4 protein-coding genes are annotated in these 4,466 nt (G+C 60.8%); all 4 read left to right on the top strand.

What is annotated here, in order from left to right; genetic code table 11:
* On the top strand, positions 1 to 1,061 hold a 1,061-nt coding region (locus WCB02_RS12280; protein ID WP_423958488.1), incomplete at its 5' end, for an SGNH hydrolase domain-containing protein.
* Between the two features lie 238 nt (positions 1,062 to 1,299).
* Positions 1,300 to 1,485, top strand: a complete 186-nt coding sequence (locus WCB02_RS12275; RefSeq protein WP_423958487.1) for a hypothetical protein — start codon at positions 1,300 to 1,302, stop codon at positions 1,483 to 1,485.
* A 457-nt stretch (positions 1,486 to 1,942) separates the two neighbouring features.
* Complete coding sequence (locus WCB02_RS12270; RefSeq protein WP_423958486.1) at positions 1,943 to 3,205, top strand: hypothetical protein; 1,263 nt, start codon at positions 1,943 to 1,945, stop codon at positions 3,203 to 3,205.
* Between the two features lie 179 nt (positions 3,206 to 3,384).
* On the top strand, positions 3,385 to 4,466 hold a 1,082-nt coding region (locus WCB02_RS12265), incomplete at its 3' end, for a KUP/HAK/KT family potassium transporter (protein ID WP_423958485.1).

The raw sequence follows: 4,466 nt of genomic DNA, 5'->3' as shown, positions 1-4,466 counted from the left end.
CCCTTTATCTCTGTCATTGGCCCATTATTTTTTTCGCGCGCTTCATTTTTGGCGATAGCGCCGAAACGGCCGTGGGGATCGCGGCGATAACCGTTGCCATGATCGGCCTGGCGGTTGCCATGTACTTTCTGGTCGAACGCAGATTCCTTCAGCCGTCCGCGCTCCGGTCGGACCACCTTGTGGGAACTCTAGCCGGCTTCTGGTCGGTGATCCTGACGCTCGCGGCCATGACCCACGCCACTTTTCTGTCGGGAGGTTTCTCCTGGCGCATGCCCAAGGCTCAATCTGATCTGGCACATCTGCAGGACTTTCCGGCGAATGCCGACCTGCGAGGGCCTGTGGGCCCGGTCGGCGTCCTGTTCGTCGGCGACTCCCTGATCGCCCAATACGCCTTTGGGCTCAAGCCGCTCATGGAGCGGCTCGATATCGGCTTTCAAGCAACAGGCGGCGCCGGCTGCCCGATACTTTATGGCGCTTTGTCCAGATCAATGCTGCGCCAACAATGCAGACTGGCACGTGACAAGGCGTTGGCCCAGCTGGAAACGACCACTCTGCCGATCGTCTATACACAGCTTTGGCGGCTCTACGATGACTCAGAGATTGACTATGAATTCGAAGGTGCCGACCAGGCCGAAAACAGCCCGGGCTCCTTCGTCAAGCTTGGCTCTGCACTTGAAGTCACGATTGGGAAACTCGTCGCAAGAGGCCATCGCGTCCTGCTGATCGGCGCCCAAGTGGACCCCGGTTGTTCCATCAATCTTCCACGCATCGAGCAAGGACCACTGCCCCGCGCCCTTCAACGACCCTGCGCCCCGGTCACGCGGGATATGGCCGAGCGCTCGACGGCTCCGATCGATCAGGTCCTCTCCCGCATACAGGCGAAGTGGCCGGATCGGGTTCGATTATTGCGACCCATCGATTATTTTTGCGACCTTGAATGTCCCATCGAGCAAGACGGGATCTTGCTCTATTCCAGCCGGATTCACCTGAGCCTCGCCGGATCAGACTACATGGTCAGCCGCAGTGAGCGGGCATTTCGTGAATTTCTGATGCCGCGCTGACGATCCGAAGTACGCAGTCATTTGCCTGACGCGTCAAACTTTAAGGAAAATGCGGCGACCAAATTCGGCACGTCGAAACCGATTTCGCAATTTTGCGCTGCACCAACAAAAACTCCGCTGACGTTTTGCAGACGCATGCCGTATATGGTGTTTGTGGCGCTAACGATATGCCGTCGATTTGCCCGGCACGCCAAGCCCGCGAAGCTGGCGCAGCCGAACAACCAACAACGAGAGACCGATGTACTTCGTCGCATCCGCGCTGGTCGTATTGTCCGGGCTATTCTACGCCGCGGGCAACCACGAGATCGGCTCACTCGGTGTCGAGATGTGCCAATACGGCGGCTCGTTTTGCGATAATCCGCATTATGTTCTGGCCGGCGCCGGTCTCGCTGCGATCTGGGGTGCGTTCGTCAGCGTCCGCTAGCGGCCGCAGGAAGGTCGAGCAAAGTCGTCTGCTCGCTTCTCCCGCGCGTGTGCGGACCGAACGAGGCGAACATCGTCCCCCCTTGCATCACGCGGATCGCGTGAAGTCGCCCCTGGGGCGATCCCAAAATTGCACCGCAATCGGCATTGCAAATCTCAATCCCAGATTGCAAGATGAGCACCAGAGTCTCATCGTCAAGCCGGCCCCGCAGGAATCGACTGTAGTAGAACGAAATCCAACTACCGAGACAATTCGGCCAGAACAATTTTGAGACGTCTCGCCGCAGATGACTGCGACGGATCCCTCGGCCGCTATTTCAATGCGCGCCAAAATGCCGTGCAAAACTTCTCAAGGACACAAAAGCGTAGTCCGCCTCTGTCTAGTTTGACGATGTCATGAAGAAGCGGACGGACAAGCCGCGAACCATCACAGCGTGACGATCCTGCAGGAGAAACCGATGGCAGCAGATCCCGATCGACCCGGTCTTGCCGGCGCCCCCGACAAAGCCGAAAGACGAGCCGCGCGGGATGCCGGTACCGTTTGGGGCCTGGTGTTGGACCATTTTGTCGACAAGCACCTCGAAGCCGCGGCTGCAATGAAGATCAATCCGGACGGCGGCGTGGCACGGACGCCGGAAGGTGTCGTCGTGACGAGCAAGGAACTGGTGCTGCAGGTCCTGCTCAACTCGGAGGGCAACTATACCGTCGAAGGCTATCAGCCCAGGATGCAGGAAAGCATCGGCGTGATCTATCTCGGAATGGACTGGGGGCCGGAATACGAACGGCAATCGACGCCGGCGAATGCGGCAATCGGGCGCGTCACCCGGCGGGAGGCATTTGATCTCGCGCTGAAGGAGACGCGGGCGGCGCTGACCACCGTCCCCGCCCCCAACGGCATCATCGATATCCAGGCGGTCTCTGACGTCGTGTTTGCGAAGCTCTGCAGTCATTGGTTCGACATTCCGGATGGCGTTTACGTGAAGCCGGGCGGCTTCCGGATTTCAAATCTGCTTCCGCCCGGCATTTGCCCCGGCGACTACACGATGCCGTCCGGCTATATCGTCCATCCCGATCCGGATGTCCTGCTCACCCTCCTGGGACAGAGGACCGGTCAAATCCTTCGCGAGTCCGTCAATAAATATGTTGCAGATAAACGCGCGGCCGGGCAACTGCCCACCGCCGCGCTCACCCGGGCCTTCTTCGAGGAATTTCCGAAGCCGGAAGACAATGATCTCCTGGCGCGCACCATCGTCGGGGTGATGATGGGCGCATTGCCCACCATCAACGGCAATCTGGTCACCATCGTCAAGACTTGGCAACGGACCGCGACGCTGTTGGCGCTGCAGGCCAAGCTCAACGCCAGCACGCAACCCGACGAATTCGTCAAGGCCCACGACATCGTCGAAACCCCGATGCGCCAGACCATGCAGAACCAGCCGACGCCGGACTGGCTGTGGCGCCTGGCGACAAAGGACCACACAATCGGAGCGAAAAATCCTGTACAGGTGCATGCCGGCGACAAGATCTATCTCAGCATCACGCAGGCGACACAGGAAGAACTGCGTGCCGGCGGCGACGACGTTTGCCCGCTGTTCGGCGGCGACCGCAGCAGGAGCCCGCATCCGACCCATGCCTGTCCCGGCTTCGAGATGGGATTTGGCATCCTGCTCGGCATCGTTTACGGGGTGGTGGATTATCAGCCTACCGCGGCGGGCCCGTAACGCTTCGCGTTCGCAAATCGAAGGCGCCGGCCACCGGTTTGGCGTATCTGCCACGTCGATGCTGACCATTTCGGTTCGCCAATTTTCGAGAGCGCAGCACGCGATTTGATCTATCTCAACCCGCCGCCAGGCTCGCCGCCTCATACGGGTCCGATGATCAGGCGGTCGACTACGGAGAGATGAACGATCTCGGTTCCAGGCGGGGAGCTGCTTCCGCTGTCGCTCGCGCAGGCGAGACCTCCACGCATGCCCCCCGCGGAGGTCTTGCGGCGCTGACGATCGGCGCGATCGGCGTCGTGTATGGCGATATCGGTACCTCGCCGCTCTATGCCATTGACCAGATCTTTCTCGGCCCGGCGGCCGTCACCCCAACGCCCGAAAACGTCATCGGCGCGATCTCGGCGGCGATATGGACGATCATCCTCATCGTCGCCGTCAAATATGCCCTCCTGGTATTGCGCGCCCAGAACGACGGCGAAGGCGGCGTGTTCGCGCTCTATGGCCTGCTCCACCAATATAAAAACCAGGGCACGAAGCTATTGCTGTGGTCGCTGATGCTCGGAGCGGGTCTGCTGCTCGGCGATGGGATGATTACGCCCGCGATCAGCGTGTTGTCCGCGGTCGAAGGCCTCGAAGTCGTGACCCCCACCTTTGCGCCCTACGTGATACCGATCACCGTCGTGCTGTTGACCGGGCTGTTCGCGATCCAGTTCAAGGGCGCTTCCGGCATCGGCGTGATATTCGGACCCGTCCTTCTGCTCTGGTTCGCGGCCATCGCCGCGCTCGGGCTCGCCGCGATCGCAACACAACCGGCAATCCTCGCAGCGTTCAATCCTGTCTACGGCGCGATGTTTCTGATGCGGGCCGGCCTGCACGAGGCCGTACTGATTCTCAGCGTGCTGATTCTCGTCGTCACCGGCGGCGAGGCGATGTACGCGGATCTCGGGCATTTCGGGGCACGCCCGATCCGAATCGGCTGGTTCGCCGTGGTGTTTCCGGCTTTGATCCTGAACTATCTCGGCCAGGGCGCCTATTTGCTCTCTGGCGCCGAAGCCGTGGGCGGCAAGCTGTTCTACAGCCTCGCGCCGTCGTCGCTCTTGCCGCCGCTGGTCGTGCTGGCAACGCTCGCCACCATCGTCGCATCACAGGCGCTGATCTCCGGTGCGTTCTCGCTGGTCGCGCAGGCGATCGGCCTCGGCCTGCTCCCCCGCCTCGAAGTATTGCACACCCATCACGCGCACGCGGGGCAGATCTATATTCC

This window comes from Bradyrhizobium sp. (genome assembly GCF_049581145.1).
Lineage (GTDB): Bacteria > Pseudomonadota > Alphaproteobacteria > Rhizobiales > Xanthobacteraceae > Bradyrhizobium.
The sequence above is the reverse complement of the archived record's forward strand: the minus strand, read 5'-3'. Positions and strand labels throughout refer to the sequence as shown.